The 14,576-nt window shown below is 66.3% G+C and carries 11 protein-coding genes and 2 tRNA genes; 10 read left to right on the top strand and 3 right to left on the bottom strand.

Annotation, left to right across the window (positions count from 1 at the left end; translation table 11 throughout):
- The first annotated feature begins 166 nt into the window (after window positions 1-166).
- Window positions 167-1,546 (top strand): cystathionine beta-synthase, encoded by a 1,380-nt coding sequence (locus RTN46_RS13895; RefSeq protein WP_312182239.1) that lies wholly within the window; start codon window positions 167-169, stop codon window positions 1,544-1,546.
- Between the two features lie 52 nt (window positions 1,547-1,598).
- Complete coding sequence (locus RTN46_RS13890) at window positions 1,599-2,747, top strand: cystathionine gamma-synthase (protein WP_312182238.1); 1,149 nt, start codon at window positions 1,599-1,601, stop codon at window positions 2,745-2,747.
- Between the two features lie 63 nt (window positions 2,748-2,810).
- Here RTN46_RS13890 and RTN46_RS13885 read toward each other — a convergent pair whose 3' ends face one another.
- Window positions 2,811-3,227: a hypothetical protein gene (locus RTN46_RS13885; RefSeq protein ID WP_312182236.1), complete on the bottom strand. Its 417-nt coding sequence runs from the start codon at window positions 3,225-3,227 to the stop codon at window positions 2,811-2,813.
- 239 nt (window positions 3,228-3,466) lie between these two features.
- Here RTN46_RS13885 and RTN46_RS13880 point away from each other — a divergent pair, with 239 nt between their 5' ends.
- The 3 genes from RTN46_RS13880 (at window position 3,467) to RTN46_RS13870 (ending at window position 7,717) form a co-directional block, all read left to right on the top strand.
- Entirely contained in the window at window positions 3,467-4,753 is a 1,287-nt protein-coding gene (locus RTN46_RS13880; protein WP_312182235.1) for a glycosyltransferase 87 family protein, read from the top strand.
- Between the two features lie 10 nt (window positions 4,754-4,763).
- The gene (locus RTN46_RS13875) at window positions 4,764-5,417 is read left to right on the top strand and encodes an MOSC domain-containing protein (RefSeq protein WP_312182234.1); all 654 of its coding nucleotides are present in this window, start codon (window positions 4,764-4,766) and stop codon (window positions 5,415-5,417) included.
- A 392-nt stretch (window positions 5,418-5,809) separates the two neighbouring features.
- Window positions 5,810-7,717, top strand: a complete 1,908-nt coding sequence (locus RTN46_RS13870) for a DEAD/DEAH box helicase (protein ID WP_396157789.1) — start codon at window positions 5,810-5,812, stop codon at window positions 7,715-7,717.
- A 59-nt stretch (window positions 7,718-7,776) separates the two neighbouring features.
- Here the strand turns inward: RTN46_RS13870 and RTN46_RS13865 are convergent, their stop codons facing one another.
- Complete coding sequence (locus RTN46_RS13865; protein WP_312182233.1) at window positions 7,777-8,097, bottom strand: PLDc N-terminal domain-containing protein; 321 nt, start codon at window positions 8,095-8,097, stop codon at window positions 7,777-7,779.
- Between the two features lie 341 nt (window positions 8,098-8,438).
- Between RTN46_RS13865 and RTN46_RS13860 the strand changes: the two genes are divergently transcribed.
- The 5 genes from RTN46_RS13860 to RTN46_RS13840 all read left to right on the top strand — a co-directional run bounded on the left by RTN46_RS13860 (window position 8,439) and on the right by RTN46_RS13840 (window position 13,046).
- Window positions 8,439-8,510: transfer RNA gene (locus RTN46_RS13860), tRNA-Thr, on the top strand.
- 71 nt (window positions 8,511-8,581) lie between these two features.
- Window positions 8,582-8,655: transfer RNA gene (locus RTN46_RS13855), tRNA-Met, on the top strand.
- Between the two features lie 235 nt (window positions 8,656-8,890).
- A complete protein-coding gene (locus tag RTN46_RS13850; protein WP_312182232.1) occupies window positions 8,891-10,954 on the top strand; it encodes an AAA family ATPase in 2,064 nt (687 codons plus the stop codon).
- Window positions 10,955-11,053: 99 nt separating this feature from the next.
- Window positions 11,054-11,620 (top strand): type 1 glutamine amidotransferase domain-containing protein, encoded by a 567-nt coding sequence (locus RTN46_RS13845; protein ID WP_312182231.1) that lies wholly within the window; start codon window positions 11,054-11,056, stop codon window positions 11,618-11,620.
- A 187-nt stretch (window positions 11,621-11,807) separates the two neighbouring features.
- Window positions 11,808-13,046, top strand: a complete 1,239-nt coding sequence (locus RTN46_RS13840; protein WP_312182230.1) for a CoA transferase — start codon at window positions 11,808-11,810, stop codon at window positions 13,044-13,046.
- Here the strand turns inward: RTN46_RS13840 and RTN46_RS13835 are convergent.
- Window positions 13,031-14,576, bottom strand: a 1,546-nt coding sequence (locus RTN46_RS13835; protein ID WP_312182229.1) for a PucR family transcriptional regulator, incomplete at its 5' end; no start/stop codon positions are given. The two genes, RTN46_RS13840 and RTN46_RS13835, sit on opposite strands and share 16 nt — an antisense overlap.

Below are 14,576 nucleotides of genomic sequence, written 5' to 3'. Positions count from 1 at the left end.
GCAGTTGCAGTACCGGAGGACATGCAACCATGCTCGCACGGTTCGGGTTTACTTCTGCCTCAAACCCAAGCCGGAACCCAAAGAGGATGCCGGGCCGCGGGTCGGAATGCTACGCCATGTTCAGTCCCCCCTTTTCTGCGCAGACGCAGCCAGTAACGTGGTGCCCATGAAGTACGCCAATACTGTCCTGGACCTGATCGGCAACACTCCGCTGGTGAAACTCCACCACGTGACTGACGGCATTGAGGCCACGGTGCTGGTGAAGCTGGAGTACCTCAATCCCGGCGGGTCCATCAAGGACCGGATCGCGGTCCGGATGATCGAAACCGCAGAGGCCGAGGGAAAACTCAAGCCCGGCGGAACCGTCATTGAGCCGACCAGCGGCAACACCGGCGTCGGCCTGGCCCTGGTGGCGCAGCAGAAGGGCTACAAATGCATCTTCGTGACCCCGGACAAGGTGGGCGTGGAGAAGCGGGACGTGCTGCGCGCCTACGGTGCCGAAGTAGTCGTCACTCCAACCTCCGTGGCCCCGGACAGCCCGGACTCCTACTACGGCGTCTCCGACAGGCTGGTCAGCGAAATTGAAGGCGCCTACAAGCCCGACCAGTTCTCCAACCCGGCAGCCCCGGCCAGCCACTTCGAATCCACCGGCCCGGAAATCTGGAAGGACACGGACGGGCAGGTGACGCTCTTCGTGGCAGGCGCGGGCACCGGCGGCACGATCACCGGTACCGGCCGCTACCTGAAGCAGGTCTCCGCCGGCCGTCCGTCAGGTCCGGTGAAAGTCATCGCGGCCGATCCGGAAGGCTCGGTGTACTCCGGCGGCACCGGCCGTCCCTACTTCGTGGAAGGAGTGGGGGAGGACATGTGGCCCGGTAACTATGACCCCTCCGTCCCGGACGAAGTCATCGCGGTCAACGACGCCGAGTCCTTCACCATGACCCGCCGGCTCGCCCGAGAGGAAGGCCTGCTCGTGGGCGGTTCCTCCGGTATGGCCGTTGTGGCCGCGCTGCGGGCCGCCAAGGACCTGGGCCCGGACGACGTCGTCGTCGTCCTGCTGCCGGACAGCGGCCGCGGCTACATGGGCAAGATCTTCAACGACGGCTGGATGAAGTCCTACGGTTTCCTGCCCGGAAATGAGCAGGAAGCCTCGGTCCGCGACGTGTTGGCCACCAAATCCGGTGCCCTGCCGGACCTGGTCCACACCCACCCCGGCGAGACGGTGCTGGACGCCATCGGCATCCTCAACGAATACGGCGTTTCCTACCTCCCGGTGCTGTCCCAGGAACCCCCGGTGGTCCTGGGCGAGGTTCTGGGCTCGGTGGACGAGCGCTCGCTGACCGAGAAGCTGTTCCGCGGCGAAGCTAAACCCACCGACCCCGTGAGCGCACACCTGGGGGAGAAACTGCCGCTGATCGGCGCCGCCGAATCGATTGCCGCCGCCAGGGAACGGCTGCAGGAAAACGACGCCCTGATGGTGACCCAGGACGGGGCACCCGTCGGCATCCTGACCCGCCACGACCTGTTGTCCTACCTCAGCGCGTAGCTGAACCCGCCCGCCGACCCACACCGCCGCATCCGGCACCAGGAGGAACACCATGAGCACAGGCTTCAACACCCGAGCGATCCATGCCGGGCAGACCCCGGACCCCACCACCGGAGCGGTGATCCCGGCGCTCTACCAAAGCACCACCTATGCCCAGGACGGGATCGGCGGGCTGCGCAACGGCTATGAATACGGCCGCGGCACCAACCCGACCCGGGACGCACTGCAGGAACAGCTGGCAGCGCTGGAGGGCGGAAACCATGCGTTCTCCTTCAGCTCCGGGCTCGCCGCCGAAGACGCGCTGATCCGTGCCCTGCTGGCCCCCGGGGACCACATCGTGCTCGGCAACGACGCCTACGGCGGTACGTACCGGCTGATCAACCGGGTCCTTGCGGCGTGGGGCATCACCAACGCGGCAGTGGATATGTCCGACGCCGCTGCGCTCCAAGCAGCGATCAGCGCCGGGAACACCAAAATGGTCTGGCTCGAAACCCCGTCCAACCCGATGATGAATATCTCCGACATCGCGGCAATCGCGCGGACCGCGCACGACGCCGGTGCCCTGCTGGTAGTCGACAACACCTTTGCCTCGCCCTACCTGCAGCAGCCGCTGGCCCTGGGCGCGGACATCGTGGTGCACTCCACCACCAAATACATCGGCGGACACTCCGACGCGGTGGGCGGCGCAGTCATCCTGAACGACGACGCCGCAGCGGAGAAGATCGGCTTCATCCAGTTCGCGGTGGGCGCGGTTTCGGCTCCGATGGAAGCCTGGCTGACCACCCGAGGACTGAAGACCCTCGGTGTGCGGATGGACCGGCATTCCTCCAACGCCATGGCCGTGGCCAAGTGGCTGCTGGAGCAGCCCGCCGTTGAATCGGTGCTGTACCCGGGACTCGAAGACCATCCCGGACACGAACTGGCCAAGGCCCAGATGAAGGATTTCGGCGGGATGGTCTCGGTGTCCTTCAAGGGCGGCGAAGCCGCCGCCCGGAAGATCGCCGAATCCACGAAGGTCTTCACCCTGGCCGAATCCCTGGGCGGTGTGGAATCCCTGATGAACTATCCGGCGGAAATGACCCATGCCTCGGTGAAGGGAACCGAGCTGGCCGTACCGGAGAACCTGCTCCGGCTTTCGGTGGGGATCGAGGACCTTCAGGACCTCATTGCCGACTTGGACCAGGCGCTGCAGCAGCTTTAGGCATCTGGCAAAAGGCCCGCCGGTTCTTCGACCGGCGGGTCTTTTTGCTGTCCCGGAGTTAGGTCAGCGGCGGCCCGGAAGACGGCGCCGGCGGACCTTGGGTTCCCGGGCCGCGAAAAAACGGCTGCTTTGCGGTATCCACAGCAGCGCCGCGCAGACCAGCAGGAAGGCGCCCAGCGCCATCAGGGTTGGGCCGCGGAACAGCAGCGGAACACCGGCGATCAGGCCCAGCGTGGTCAGCGTTTCCCGGCTGCTGCGCTTGCCATGGCGGAGCCGGACCGTGCAGAACGCGGTGAGCAGCCCCAGCGCGACGCCGAGGACCCCGAGGGTCAGCAGGCCCTGGCTGTCCTGGCGCTGGGTCTGCGCCGTGAAGAGGAAGGAGCCCCCGGCCAGGAGCAGAACGGCAGCGGCGGCCAGCCACGCGAGGAACGCCAGCCGCATGCTCCCGGGCATCGGGGTCTGGACTTTGGGAGTGCTCAAGTAAGTCTCCTTCTGAGGGCGTCGGCTCCGCTGCAGGGCACGGGTCCCGTTGACTTCTAACGGTAGCCCGGCTCGGCGGCGGCTGCGGCCGGCGCGGGGAGCGGCGGGAAACGTGTCCTCCGGCGAATCCCTGCATCTGCCCGGCCTTTTTGGGTGCGTTTAGCCTTGTCAGGAGATCTGCGCAGGTAGAGTAGCGCTCGCTCGCTCGCCCGTCGGCAGCGGTGCAGGAGGGAAGGCGCATGGCCAAGGTACTGCGTTCGCGCGCCGCTGCTGCTGCCCTTGTGCTCGGTGCCGGAGTAGTTACCGCCGGGCTCGTCTTCCTGGCCCTGGACCTGGCCCCCCGGGACGGCCTGGACTTCACGGTCTACGTCACCGCCGGACAGAGCGTCATCGACGCCAGCGGAGACCTATATTCGGTGAGTGTGCCGAACGGGGATAATCCCGGGCTGATGTTCACCTATCCGCCGGCCGCTGCCCTGCTGTTCGTGCTCTTCGCGCCCTTCGGCCCGGTAATCGGCGCAGACATCTTCTTCTGGATTTCCCTGGTCATTACCGCGTTGACCGCGCTGTGGCTGGTGAGCCACTTCAGCGGAAAACACAGCGTCAAGGCCGTCCTGCGGCATTTCTGGCTGCGGCCGGCTGCCGTGCTGACCTTTGGGCTGGTGGTGCTGCTCGGCCCCTGGCGGGAAACCCTGGCTTTCGGGCAGATCAACATTCTGCTGTTCGCCCTGGTAATGCTGGACTTCCTGGAGCGCCGGGGCGGCTGGCCGCGGGGCCTGCTCACCGGCGTCGCTGCCGGCTTAAAGCTGACACCGCTGGCCTTCGCCTTCTACTTCCTGGTCCGAGGGGACTGGCGCGGGCTGCGGAACATGGCCTTTGGTTTCCTGGCGGCCTTCGGCCTGGGATTCCTGATCCTGCCCCGGGAGTCCAAGATCTACTGGGGCGAACTGCTCCCGGATACCTCACGGGTGGGCGGCGGCGCCTACGTGGACAACCTCTCCATCCGCGGAGCCCTGCTGCACTTTACTGGTCCGCAGGCCGAGGTAGGACCCTACTGGCTGCTGCTGAGCCTGGCAGCGGCCGCTGCGGCCGCCGTCGTTATCCGCCTGGCCACCCTGGCGGGAACGGACCTGCTGGCCCTGGCGGCCGCAGCGTTGCTGATGCTGCTGATTTCACCGGTGTCCTGGTCCCACCACTGGGTCTGGGTGGCCCTGTTCCTGCCGCTCCTCGGTGCCGGGCTGTACAGCCTGCCTCCGGACCGGCGCGGGATGCGGATCTCCGGCTGGATCCTGCTTTGCACCAGCGCCGTGGTGTTCTATTTTTCGCCCAAAACCCTGGCCCTGGTGCTCGGGGCACAGGACCTGAATGCGCAGGATCCGGTGCTGTGGCTGATGGTTTCCAGCGCCGGGGTGTTCTGCGGGGCCGGGATGCTGGCCTGGTGGTTTGCCCTGCTCTGGCCAGGCCGGCCCAAGGGGTGGTGGCGCACCGGCCACGCCTCCGGCAGCGTTCTCCTGCAGCGGTCCTAGACTGGTGCCCATGAGCACCGGAACCCTGCTGGCCGCCTGCCGGCTCCACACCCTGCTGCCCACCTCTGACGCCACCGGTGTGACCGCGATCGATAAGCGCGCCGTCGAGGGTCCGGTGCAGGTATACGCGCTGGGCCTGACTGGCGATCTGCAGGCGGACCGCAAGCACCACGGCGGCGAATCGAAGGCCATTTACGCCTATTCGCAGGAAGACGCCGCGTACTGGGAAGCGGAACTCGGGGAAGCCGTACCGCCTGGCCGGTTCGGCGAGAACCTGCGGGTCGCAGGAATCGACGCTTCCCGGGCGGTAGTGGGGGAGCGCTGGCAGATCGGCGCCACCGTGGTCCTGGAAGTGACCTGCCCGCGGACGCCGTGCCGGAATTTCGCCCAGTACATGGGCCAGCCCCGCTGGGTGGCCCGGTTCGCCGCGGCGGGAAAGCTGGGAACCTACCTGCGGGTCATCAAGCGCGGCAGCATTCAGGCAGGAGAATCGATAGAGGTCATCCACCGGCCCGCACATGGAGTGACGGTCGCCGATGTCTTCGACGGCCTCACGCCCAAGCAGCGTGAACTGCTGCTGGAAGCCGGGGCGTCAGGGACCTATCTGTCGCCGGAAATCCAGAAGGTACTGGCACGGAAACCGGCGGTCCCGGCCGCGGGGTAAGGACAGCCGGGCACAAACCGGAACCGGGCCTGCTGGCCGGCGACACCGGCGAATTCAGCCCCTGTGCTGGACCTCACGGTCCTTTCGGCTGGTCCTGCGGCCGTCATGCCGTACACTTGAAGAGTCCCCCACTCCGGTATTCCCTGATTTCCCTGCGGGCAAAGTTTTCGCAGGTATACGTTGTGTTGGGGCCCGCATTCAAATGCGGGCAGATTCATCTCCTGGGAGCGCCGGCAAAGAAATCGTCATACCGAGCTGCCGTCGCAATCCAGTGACACCGGCCCACAGCTGTGACGGAGAGTCCTGCCTGGGATTGCAACAGTGCCCGGACTTACGTACTCGCAGCCGCAATTGGACGGCTGCCCGGCCCCACTGATGAGGATATATTTTCCGTGCCTGAGAATGCCCAAGATATTGTAGATGCGCCCGTTGAAGCTGAAGAAGCCAACGAGGTTCTGTTCACTGATTTCAATCTGGACGCCCGCGTCCTTGCTGCCCTGACCGACGTCGGCTACAAGACGCCGTCGCCCATCCAGGCAGCCACCATCCCGGTTCTGCTCGAAGGCCGCGACGTCGTGGGCCTGGCCCAGACCGGTACCGGCAAGACCGCAGCATTCGCTGTTCCCGCCCTGTCCCGCATGGCTGAGCTGGCCGAGATCAACGGACCCACCAAGGACACCCAGATCCTGGTCCTGGCCCCGACCCGCGAACTCGCCCTGCAGGTAGCCGAGGCTTTCACCTCCTACGCCGCGCACATGGATGACTTCACCGTCCTGCCCGTCTACGGTGGCTCCCCGTACGGCCCCCAGCTGAACGGCCTGCGCCGCGGTGCCCAGGTTGTTGTTGGCACCCCGGGCCGTGTGATCGACCACATCTCCAAGGGTTCCCTCGACCTGTCCAACCTGCAGTACCTGGTCCTGGATGAAGCCGACGAAATGCTGCGCATGGGCTTCGCCGAAGACGTGGAGCAGATCCTCTCCAGCACTCCGGATGAGAAGCAGGTCGCCCTGTTCTCGGCCACCATGCCGGGCGCGATCCGCAAGATCGCCAAGAAGTACCTGAACAACCCGGCTGAAATCACGGTCAAGTCCAAGACCACCACCGGCGTCAACACCCGTCAGCGCTACGTGCAGGTCATGGGCCCGCACAAGCTCGATGCCATGTCCCGCATCCTCGAGACCGAGGACTTCGACGGCGTTATCGCCTTCGTCCGCACCAAGATGGCCACCGAGGACCTCGCCGACAAGCTGAAGTCCCGCGGCTACAAGGCTGCCGCCATCAACGGCGACATCCCGCAGCAGCAGCGCGAGCGCACCGTCGAGGCCCTGCGCGACGGCAAGATCGACATCCTGGTCGCCACCGACGTCGCCGCCCGCGGCCTGGACGTCGAGCGCATCAGCCACGTCTTCAACTACGACATCCCGCACGACACCGAGTCCTACGTGCACCGCATCGGCCGCACCGGCCGTGCCGGCCGCAGCGGTGACGCGATCCTGTTCATGACCCCGCGCGAGAAGTACCTGCTGCGCGCCATCGAGAAGGCAACCCGCCAGCCCGTTGAGCACATGCAGCTGCCCGGCATTGACGTTGTCAACGCCAAGCGCCTGGCCAAGTTCTCCGACCGCATCACCGAGACCATGAAGTCCGAAGACCTCTCCGTCTTCCGCGAACTGGTCACCAAGTACATTGCCGAGAACGATGTTCCCGCCGAGGAAGTCGCCGCAGCCCTGGTCGTTATGGCCCAGGCCGGCCGCCCGCTGCTGATGGAAGAAATTCCGCAGGCTCCGGCCCGCCAGCGCGAGCGTTCCGAAGGTCGCAACGACGGTTTCGGCTCCCGTGGCCCGACGCGCCCGCTGACCGAAGGCAACGCAACGTACCGCATCGCCGTCGGCCGCCGCCAGCGCGTGATGCCCGGCTCAATTGTCGGTGCCATTGCCAACGAGGGTGGCCTGTCCTCCGCCCAGATCGGCGGCATCGATATCCGCGCCGACCACACCCTGGTGGAGCTGCCCGCAGATCTGTCCAAGGATCAGCTGCGCGCACTGTCCCGCACCCGGATCGGCGGCGAGCTGATCCACCTGGAACTGGACAACGGACGCCGTCCGGCCCGTGAAGGCGGCTCCAGCGACCGCGCTGAGCGCGGCGGTTTCAAGAAGGACTTCAAGAAGCGCGACGGCGAGCGGTCCTTCGGTGACCGCGGCTCTGACCGCCCGTACAAGAAGAAGTTCGACGGCGACCGCAGCTTCAGCAAGCCGGCCGGTGCCGGTGCCGGTGCCCGCAAGCCGCGTTTCCGCGACTAAGCAGTACTCGAAGCCTAGAGCTCAGCGAAAAGGCGTCCCGCATGGGGCGCCTTTTGGCGTTAAAACCCTTTGGCGTTAAACCGAGTCTTGAGTTCCGGGGAAGCAGCCGTGGGATCCACTCGGGTCGGATCGGCCGTGCGGGCCTTGGACGCGGAGCCCGTCCTGCGGATCCGATAGAGACACAGGAGCCAGCCCAACGGACCGATGAGGGGCAGGGCGAGGATGATCAGCAGCCACAGCAGCTTCGTGGCGGGCGCCAGGTTCTTTGTCCAAGCCAGCGAAAGTACCGTCACTATGACCAACGACACAAGGACAACCCCCAGCGACAGGACGTAAATCTCCCAAACTGACGGGATGGTTGGGTTGGCTCCTGCACCCATCTTTACGGGTCCTTCCTGCGGTCAGGGCGAGAATTGCGTTGCTGCACAACGGCGCTTTTGCGGGGTGTGGAACAGTCTGCCACATGCCCCTGCAGCGTCCGGGGTGAGGCCTTAGGCGGTTCTGCGGCCTGGACAGTGATTCGGGGGTCATACGGGCGGCGAAAAGGCGGCTCATAGGCCGTTTTGTGGTCTTCGGAATTCCAGGCCCCGGGTCGTCTCAGGGCGGCTTGACCCAGGGGAGGTGACCCTGTTTTTGACCCTCGCGGATGCCCTCCGGGACGATTTCACGTTTGGGGAAAAGTGCTGGTAGAGTTTTATGTCGTTGCCCCGGTTGGGGCGATGCCCCGATAGCTCAGTGGTAGAGCGCCATCTTGGTAAGATGGAGGTCCCGGGATCGATTCCCGGTCGGGGCTCTCAATGGGAGGGTCCGCGTTTCTAAGCCTGTTGTTCGCAAGGGCCAGGCACGCGGGCTTGACTCATTTATGGCGGTGTAGCTCAGTTGGTTAGAGCGCACGACTCATAATCGTGAGGTCGGGAGATCGAGCCTCCCCACCGCTACAGTTTGACCCTCGGAGTTCATCTCCGAGGGTCATTTTGTTGTTTGGCTTCTTCCCGGAGTGACACATGGTGGCCAGTCCCTCAAGACGCTGCCAGCCGGTGCGCGTCGCCCGCAACACGGCCCGTGACAGAACATACGGACCCGCTGTGAAGAGTGATGGCTTGTAGGATCGCAGGGGAAGAGCCGACCGTCCCGATCAATCGCACCGTGCACGGAACGAAAGATGCAGACCCGATGACTGAAAATCTGTCCGATCCGGAGCGCCCGGACGCCCTGCCCACCCGGCGGGGCCGCAGGGCCGCCGAAGCCCGTTTGGCCGCTCATTCCGGTGACCCGGTTACGGGCAGTGCTACGGCCGATCCCGTCGCCGCACCCCCGGAGACAGCGGAGGTGGCGGGCACGGGCTGGAACGGCACCAAAAGAGCGGCTGCCGTTCCCGTTGGCGCTGGACGGCGCAGCCGCTTGAATCGAACTCCCTGGGACCTTGAATCTCCCGCGGACGACGGCGGGGTTCCAGAAACAGACAGTGCTTCGGAGACCGAGGACGCTGATTACGCTTCGGTGGGGGAAGGGCCCCTGGAAGCCCAGGTGACAGCGACGCCAGTGCCTGCCTCAGGACCTCCTGCCGCAGAGACCCGCGAAGCCGCAGCCGGCGTACTTCCCGAAGACTCCGTACAGCCGGCGCTGGTCAGCGTAGGCGCTGCGGCAGCCGGGGGAACAGCACTGCGAACAACTGAAAGCGATACGACCATCTTCACCGAGCACGCCGCCTCCGCGGAGGAAACCTCCGCGGAAGAAACCGATACGGACGAACCCGCTTCGGACGCCCCCATTTCGGACGCCCCCATTTCGGACCCCACCCCCGACGCTTCCATTTCGGGTCACTCCACATCGGACGTTTCCACGTCGGACTTTTCCACCCCCGACGCTTCCACTTCGGACGACTCCACCCCGGACGATTCCACCCCGGACGACTCCACCCCGGACCTTTCCACTCCGGACGAATCCAGCTGGGGCCATGGCCTGGATGAGGACCCCCTGGCGGCGCCTGAGTTCACGGATTCCTCAGCGGAGGCAGAACTTCCTCCGGCCCCCGCCGAAGCACGCACCTATGCCTGGGATGGGCCGGAACCGGCCACGGCGGGTATGTCCAGGATTCCGCTGCTCAGCGGCCTGCCCTCTTCGCGGCTGCCCGCGGTGGTGCCTGAGCCGCCGGCGGAGCCGCCGATGAACTCCGACGAATTGCCGCTGGTTGACATGGCTGGACGCTCGGCAGGCGCCGGAGAGCACCTGCCCGGGGTTCCGTCTCTCGATCCTGAGCAGATGCCTTCAGACCTGCGCGAACGCACCCGGCTTGCCGTCCGCGGTGAACCCAATGATGTCCGCCGGGCGACGTTCCTGGATACCGGCACCTCCAAGATCCCGGCCACACGTGGTTTCCGCGGCTTCCTGGCCTCCATGGGACTGCGCGTTGCGCCTTCCGCCAAGGAGCTCGCCGAACGGCGGGACACCCGGATGGTCAGCCAGCACTGGCCCGGCCCGCGGACTATTTCCGTGGTGAACGGCAAGGGTGGAGCCAACAAGACGCCGACCACGGTGATGCTCGCCGCACTGTTTGCCCGCAACGGCGGCGGCCCGGTCCTGGCGTGGGACAACAATGAAACCCGTGGAACCCTGGGCTGGCGCACGGAACAGGCGCAGCACGACGCCACGGTCATGGACCTGCTGCCGGAAACCGGGCTGCTGCTCTCACCCGTGGCTCAGTCGGCAATGCTTGCCAAATTCGTGCACCACCAGACGGATGACAAGTATGACGTCCTGCGGTCGAACCCGAACGTCCTGGCCTCCGAACAGAAGGTCACCCGGACAGACTTTGATGCGCTCCACACCGTGGCCTCGAAATACTTCCGGCTTAACGTCGTGGACTCGGGCAATGATGAAAGCGCCGAACGCTGGCTGCGCATGATTGACCACACCGACCAGCTGGTTATCGCCACCACCACGGTGGAAGAGCACGCGGAGGCTGGTGCCCTGCTGCTTGAGGCGCTTCAGGAGCGCGGCGGACGCTACGCGGAGCTGGCGCGCGGCGCCGTCGTCATTGTGTCCCAGGCGGACCGCAACGGTACCGAAGCCCAGGCACGGAAGGTCGCCGAAGCCTTCAAGGTGCTGGCCCGGGCCGCCGTGACCATTCCGTACGACCCCGCGCTGGTCAAGGGGCAAATTCGGTACGCATCCCTGCGTCCGGCGACGCAGCGTGCCTGGCTGAAGGCCACGGCCGCCGTCGCCGGTGGGTTGTAGGAACTTGGTTCATCAGCTTGCTTAGTATTGCCTTTTGTTCCTAGGGTAGGAAGCAGCGGCGGTCCAGGCCGGACCGCCTGACCCACGAACGGAGGCAAAATGTCAGCTCATGATATTTCCGGCAAGAAGGTCGCTTTCCTGCTCACGGACGGTGTGGAGCAGATTGAACTCACCAGCCCCTGGGACGCGGTGAAGGAAGCCGGCGGACAGCCGGTCCTCGTCTCGCCCGCCAGCGGCACTCTCCAAGGCTTCAACGGCGTGGACAAGGCAGATACGTTCACCGTTGACCTGGGTGTTGCGGATGCCAACGCAGCAGATTTTGATGCGCTGGTCCTGCCGGGCGGCGTGATCAACGCCGACTACCTGCGGGTGGACGACGACGCCCGCCGGTTCGCCCGGGCGTTCTTCGAAGCAGGCAAGCCAGTAGCTGCCATCTGCCATGGACCGTGGCTGCTGATCGATGCGGGCGTGGTGAAGGGCAGGGACGTGACGTCCTTCCATACGCTCGCCACCGATCTGCGCAACGCCGGCGCCAACTGGACCGACGAGGAAGTGGTGGTGGACCAAGGTCTGGTCACCAGCCGCAACCCGGACGACCTGCCGGCTTTCAACGCCAAGGTCGTCGAGGAAATCTCCGAAGGACCGCACGCCGGCCAGCACGCCTAACACCCGGCCCCTGTTCCGCCCCGGCAGCTTTTTAAAGCAGCCGGGGCGGACTGCTGTCCGGGGGCGAGCCACAGCTTCCTGTGCAGGTTATCCCGCCGTTTGGATGAGACATCCATATCCTTTCCTGTGCCACTGCCTAGGGTTGAGTCATCCGGGGAATCCGTGCCCGGCCTAGCGAAGGGTGAGCATGCCTGCGTCCAGTGATGAACGTTTTCAGGAAGCCGGGCAGCGGCCCCTTGAGGGAATCTTGGTGGCAGATTTCTCCCGTGTCCTGGCCGGGCCGCTCTGCACCATGACCCTGGCTGACCTCGGAGCCCGGGTGATCAAAGTGGAGCGCCCCGGAACCGGTGACGATACGCGCAGCTGGGGCCCGCCCTGGTCCGGCACCGGCGCCACCTATTTCGAGTCCGTGAACCGGAACAAGGAATCGGTGTGCCTGGATCTGGCCGACGACGCCGACCGGCGGCTGGCGCGGGAACTGGCCCTCCGTGCGGACGTGCTGGTGGAGAACTTCAAGCCGGGCGGACTGGGCCGGCTGGGCTTGGGATACGCCGAACTCAGCGCCGAAAACCCGGGACTCATCTACGTTTCGATCTCCGGCTTCGGTGCCGACGGCGGACGGGACCTGCCCGGCTACGACTTCGTGGTCCAGGCCCTTGGCGGGCTGATGAGTATCACCGGCGACGACGCCGGCCCGCCGATGAAGGCCGGCGTGGCACTGGTGGACGTGCTGACCGCGAAGGACGCGGCCATTTCCGTCCTGGCCGCGCTGCAGGCCCGCCGGAACGCCGGCCGCGGCAGCCACGTCCAGGTCAATCTGCTCTCCAGCCTGCAGGGAGCCCTGGCGAACCAGGCCCAGGCCTATCTGGGCGCGGGAGCCGTTCCGTCGAGGATGGGCAACGCCCACCCGTCGATCGTGCCCTACCAGCTGCTGGACTGCTCCGACGTTCCGCTCGCCGTCGCCTGCGGGAATGACGCCCAGTTCATCCGGCTGGCTGCGGAACTGGGCGCACCGGAACTGGCAGCCGATGCGCGGTTCGCAACGAACAGTGCACGGGTGGAACACCGGCAGGCCTTGATTCCCCTGCTGGAGGACCTGCTGGGAGCGGCGCCGGCCGCCGTCTGGCAGGAGCGCCTGAGCAGCGCGGGAGTGCCGGCAGGGCGGGTTTCCGGAATTGATGAGGGCATCGCCTATGCCGAATCACTGGGCCTGGAACCCACCATCGAGGTGCGGAATTCCTCCGGCGGGCCCGCCGGGCGGCAGATCCGGCATCCCGCCGTCTGGGAACCGCCCCTGGCTTCCCGCGCCGAGGCCCCGCCGCGGCTTGGGGAACACACCGACAGTGTGAGCGCCTGGCTGCGTGGACCGGCCGGCCCTTCCCGGGAGGCCGGGGTGGAACCGGATCAGGGCTACTTTTCGTACTGACGCAGCTCCAGCCACAACGGCGCAAAGACATCCGGATCGTCCAGGTCCACGCCCAGCAGTGAAACCGCGATGCTGATCCGGTGCCTTAGCGAGTTACGGTGGACGCCCAGCGCCCGGGACGCATTTTCCCAGTGCCCCCGGTGCCGGAGGTACTCGGCGACGGTGCCCACCAGATCGGCCCGTGGATACTGCGCCAGTTTCTGTACCCAGGCAGCAGCATCAGCGTGGTGCGGGTTTCCGGTCCCGGCCAGGGTGCCGGGCGGTGCCTGGCCCAGGCTGCGGCGCAGCCCGGTCAGGATTCCCGGGACCTCGCCCAGGGAGACGGGCTCGCTCACGACGCCCGCAAGTCCGGGAACATCCGCGGCCGGCAGTTGAACATCCGCTGCCGGCAGGGACGGAGCACTTTCTGCATCCGCCGCAGCCGGGTCCAGCGGCAGCAGCACATAGAGCACACCCTCACGCTCGTGCCGGAGGGAACAGGAGGCCAGATCCCGGGGCAGCGGCAGCACGCCGGTTTCGGGAACCAGGGCCGGCGCCGCGCGCAGCAGCAGGTCCGTGTCATCGGCGTCGCCGGACGGGAGCGCCAGGACCCGAACCCGCGGCGGCAGCTCCGCCAGTCCCACGTCCTCGGCCAGGATCCGCGCCGCTTCCGTGTAACCATGCAGCAGCAGCTTGGCCACCGCGGAACTCAGTGCCGCGTTGGCTCCGGAGGCAGCTTCCCGCTGCTTGGACTTGAGCGCCAGGAGCGTGCAGACGGTCATGATGACCTGGCGGTCGGCAGCTGTCAGCTTCCGCCCCGGGCCAACGGCGAGAAAGCCGTGAATCCGTCCGCTGCCGCCACTGACCGGAATCGGGTACTCGACGACGGGCTGCCCGTGGATTTCAAAGGTCGCTGCAGAATGCACGCCCGCCCGGTTCAGCCGGACCGTTTCGCTCCGCAGTACGGGAAGCAGGGCACCGGTATTTTCCGGCCAGTACCGGGCTGGTTCCGGGTCCGAAGGCAGGAAGGCAGCCCACCCGCCCAGGGCCTGCGCCAGGCCCCGGACGACGGCGGTGGTCCCGTCGGGGCGCATCGTCGCCTGGGCCAGGGCGGTCTGGGTGCCGAGGCTGCCCAGCAGCTCAGCCTGACCGCTGCGGGCCGAAAGGCCCCAAAAGGCGCGGGACACGTTCTGGAACGGCACGCCGTCGGGCACCGTCAGCAGGTGGATCCCGGCGTCATCGCAGGCCTGGACCAGGTGCCCTGGCACCTGCTTCAGCCAGGGCCCGAGCCCAATACCCAGGGCGTGGATGCCCCGGGCCCGCAGCCGGGTTACGTATTCGCTCGTCGCCGACGGGTTCGCGCCAAGCGGCATGCCTGTGGTCAGCAGCAGTTCTCCGCCTTCCAGGTACGGGGTGGGGTCCTCAAGCTCCGAAACATGGACCCCGGTGAGGTGGCGGGACGGCAGGTTCCGGCGGCCTGCCGGCACCAGATGGGATCCGAGGGTCATGCTGAGCTCAGTGAGGAAAACCATAGGACAAATCATCCGGTAT

It is taken from the genome of Arthrobacter sp. (assembly GCF_031988865.1).
Taxonomy (GTDB): Bacteria; Actinomycetota; Actinomycetes; order Actinomycetales; family Micrococcaceae; genus Arthrobacter_B.
Note: the sequence above shows the minus strand (reverse complement) of the source record. Positions and strands in the feature narration are given on the sequence as shown.

Coding starts and splice junctions, on each gene's coding strand:
- RTN46_RS13895 (WP_312182239.1), top strand. CDS start 167: ATGAAGTACGCCAATACTGTCCTGGACCTGATCGGCAACACTCCGCTG.
- RTN46_RS13890 (WP_312182238.1), top strand. CDS start 1,599: ATGAGCACAGGCTTCAACACCCGAGCGATCCATGCCGGGCAGACCCCG.
- RTN46_RS13880 (WP_312182235.1), top strand. CDS start 3,467: ATGGCCAAGGTACTGCGTTCGCGCGCCGCTGCTGCTGCCCTTGTGCTC.
- RTN46_RS13875 (WP_312182234.1), top strand. CDS start 4,764: ATGAGCACCGGAACCCTGCTGGCCGCCTGCCGGCTCCACACCCTGCTG.
- RTN46_RS13865 (WP_312182233.1), bottom strand. CDS start 8,097: ATGGGTGCAGGAGCCAACCCAACCATCCCGTCAGTTTGGGAGATTTAC.
- RTN46_RS13850 (WP_312182232.1), top strand. CDS start 8,891: ATGACTGAAAATCTGTCCGATCCGGAGCGCCCGGACGCCCTGCCCACC.
- RTN46_RS13845 (WP_312182231.1), top strand. CDS start 11,054: ATGTCAGCTCATGATATTTCCGGCAAGAAGGTCGCTTTCCTGCTCACG.
- RTN46_RS13840 (WP_312182230.1), top strand. CDS start 11,808: ATGCCTGCGTCCAGTGATGAACGTTTTCAGGAAGCCGGGCAGCGGCCC.